A 3,060-nucleotide genomic window follows, 5' to 3' on the forward strand; every position below is an offset into this window, starting at 1 on the left:
AATAAAATCCGGGCGATGCTAAAGATGGCAGCGCTAAGGGCAGCACTCACGGGGATTGTAATTAGCCATGCGCCAGCAATGCCTTTTAGTGTTTGAAACTTAATCGACTTGATATTTTGCACTAGTCCAATACCAACTACAGCGCCGACGAGAGCGTGGGAGGTGGAGACTGGTAAACCTAGCCGGGAGGCAATGAGGATGGTGGTAGCAGTAGCAAGTTCGGCACAAAATCCACTGCTAGGTTGTAAGGCAATAATGTTTTCGCCAATAGTGGCGATGACTTTTTTACCCCAGACAGCTAAACCACCAACAATACCAGCACCACCAAGGATTAAAATCCAAATGGGGATGGTGATACCATCTGTTGGTACGCTACCAGTGCGATTGATGTAGACGATCGCAGCTAAAGGAGCGATCGCATTTCCCACATCATTAGAACCATGAGCAAAGGCGACAAAGCAAGCACTTAGTAGTTGGAATCTTCCGAATACACGCTCTACGGGATTAGGGATTGGGGACTGGGGATTGGGGGCTGGGGATTGGGTAGACTCTTCTGTTTTCCCCAAATTTTCCAATTGTCGCCAACTAATGATTGTCAGTCCAACTGCTGCTACTGCACCCGTTAGCAGGGGGATGTCGTAAGCAGGGATCGTAAAACCAACTTGCTCAATTACAAAAATGGTTAGCGGTTCTGTGAGTGATGGTAATACAATTACGCCGAATACACTTAGTAGCAGAGTACTCAACCAGGGAATCCATTCTTGTAACTGCACTACTTGATTGGGTTGATCTAAAATCCAGTGCTTTATTAGACTGTAAAATAAAGCAGCGATCGCACCACTAATTAATGGCGTTAAAATCCAGGCAATGGTGATCGAGCCAATTGATGACCAATCAATTGCACCTACTCCTAAAGCTACCCAACTAAATCCAGCGATCGCACCAACAACCGCATGAGAAGATGAGACTGGTAAACCGCGTGATGTGGCAATTTGCAACCACACACCACAAGATATTAGTACCGTTATCATCCCAGTAACGAATATTTGGGGTGTAGCTGCGAATAAAGCAGGATTCGCAATTTTCGTTGCGAGAGTTTCCGTTACCTCATGTCCAAACAATACAGCACCCGTAAACTCTAATATCCCGGCAATTATTATCGCTTGTTTGAGGGTAACAGCTTTGGAGCCTACAGAGGTTCCCATCGCGTTAGCGACATCATTTGCTCCGAGATTCCAGGCGACGTAGAAAGCTAGTAAAGCTACCAAAAGTAGGGTAATAAGCATTTTGTTGGGGACAAGGGGAAAGTGAGGGAGATGAGGATGAAACTTGAGCTTTTAAGGGTGAACTTTGAACCTCTGAGCTTCGTCGTTGAACCTTTGAGCTTCATCGTTGAACCTTTGAGCTTCGTCGTTGAACCTCTGAGCTTCATCGTTTAACCTTTGAGCTTCGTCGTTGAACTTTTGAGCTTCATCGTTTAACCTCTGAGGTTCATCGTTTAACCTCTGAGCTTCGTCGTTGAACCTTTGAGCTTCGTCGTTGAACCTTTTAGCTTTAAAATTCTACTTTTAACACTCCCCCATCTCCCTAATCTCCCTGTTACGGATAAATTAAGATTTTATAAGTATCGGGTGTAGGTGCGATCGCTTGCTCAACGGCTGCTGATAAATCTTTTAATGGATAGCGATCGCTAATCAAGGCTTTTACATCTATTCGCTGATTAAATACAATATCAGCTGATAAACTTTGAAGCCGATAAGATGAGCTATAACTTCCTATCAAGTCAATTTCTCGACGGTAGAGAATATTGGGATTAATTGAAATTTCCACCTCATCAGGGAATTCAGCGAAAAATAATATTTTGCCACCTTTGCGAGTACTATCAAGTGCTTGAAAGAAAGCTTTTTCGCTAGGAACAGCCAGCAGAGTAATATCAACACCCAGTCCACCAGTTAGGGCATGGATTTTTGCTCTTAAATCGGGATCGCGAGCATCAAAAGCCGCCTCTGCACCGACACTCAAGGCTTTTTCAATTCTAGAGGGTAGTAAATCGGTAGCGATCGCTTTTGCTCCGAAATACTTCACCAACATAATGAACATTAACCCAATAGGCCCAGCACCAGTAACTAATACAGTTTGTCCTGGGGCAATTTGGGCTTTTTTCACAGCTTTCAAGCAACAGTTAGTCGGTTCTACAAAACTTGCTTCTTCAAAACTGATATTATCCGGGATGGAAATTAACCCACCATTTTCCACAATATGTCTGGGAACCTTGACATAATCAGCAAAACCGCCACCACTGGCGTTAAAGCCTGCGGTAGTGGAGATGTTTTTGTAAACATCACACATAGAGAAATTATCATTTAGGCAGTAGGCGCAACGCATACAGGGGATGTGGTGCATCACTGCTACCCGTTGTCCAACTTGCCAACCTTTGACATTATTGCCTATTGCTGCGATCGTGCCGGCAGTTTCATGTCCAAAAATGCGCGGCGGTTCATACAGTGGATAACGAATTTTTTTAATATCTGACTGGCACAACCCCACAACCCGCACCTGTACCAGCACTTCATCTGGTTCTAAGGTTGGAACTGGGATATCTTCGTAAGAAAGTTGATTAACGCCTCTAAATACCTGTGCTTTCACGTTGGTTTTTCCCCGCTCAACGATACTAGATGTAACATTAGCAGTCAACGTTAGGCTATCAGGTTTAAGATTTCTGTGTTTTAGCTTGTTCTAATTCTGTTTCTAAGCTTTGTTCAAATCTTTGGAATGCTTCAACATCTACCGCTAAAAGATATCCCCCAATACCGCCATTCTCAAGCCTGAGAATCTCACCCCGGTTGTCCTTAGCAGTAATTCTTAAAATTCCTTCTTTTTGCCAAAGTCGATAACGTTCACCCTCAAAGCACCGGCCACCTCTTGATTTGTTCTTGAAAGTATGCTGCCTGAGCATCTGTTTTCATTCTTCCATCTTTTAAAAGGTTACGAGTAGCACCATCCAGAATTTCTTGTGAAAAATGAAGTTCGTATAACTCTGCCTCAGCAGCACGCATCAGA

General features: G+C 43.8%; 3 protein-coding genes. All 3 read right to left on the reverse strand.

The window, feature by feature from the left end; genetic code table 11:
- Positions 1–1,286: inorganic phosphate transporter (locus tag VE944_RS31155; protein ID WP_324986762.1), on the reverse strand; the 1,286-nt coding region annotated here is incomplete at its 3' end.
- Between the two features lie 313 nt (positions 1,287–1,599).
- Positions 1,600–2,646: a zinc-dependent dehydrogenase gene (locus tag VE944_RS31160; RefSeq protein WP_324986766.1), complete on the reverse strand. Its 1,047-nt coding sequence runs from the start codon at positions 2,644–2,646 to the stop codon at positions 1,600–1,602.
- A gap of 64 nt (positions 2,647–2,710) precedes the next feature.
- Entirely contained in the window at positions 2,711–2,956 is a 246-nt protein-coding gene (locus VE944_RS31165) for a hypothetical protein (RefSeq protein ID WP_324986764.1), read from the reverse strand.
- Positions 2,957–3,060: the final 104 nt, after the last annotated feature.

Source organism: Nostoc sp. (assembly GCF_035638895.1).
GTDB lineage: Bacteria > Cyanobacteriota > Cyanobacteriia > Cyanobacteriales > Nostocaceae > Nostoc.

What these genes read in the sequence shown, in the direction of transcription:
- VE944_RS31165 (WP_324986764.1), bottom strand. Translation starts at nt 2,956, where the DNA reads ATGCTCAGGCAGCATACTTTCAAGAACAAATCAAGAGGTGGCCGGTGC.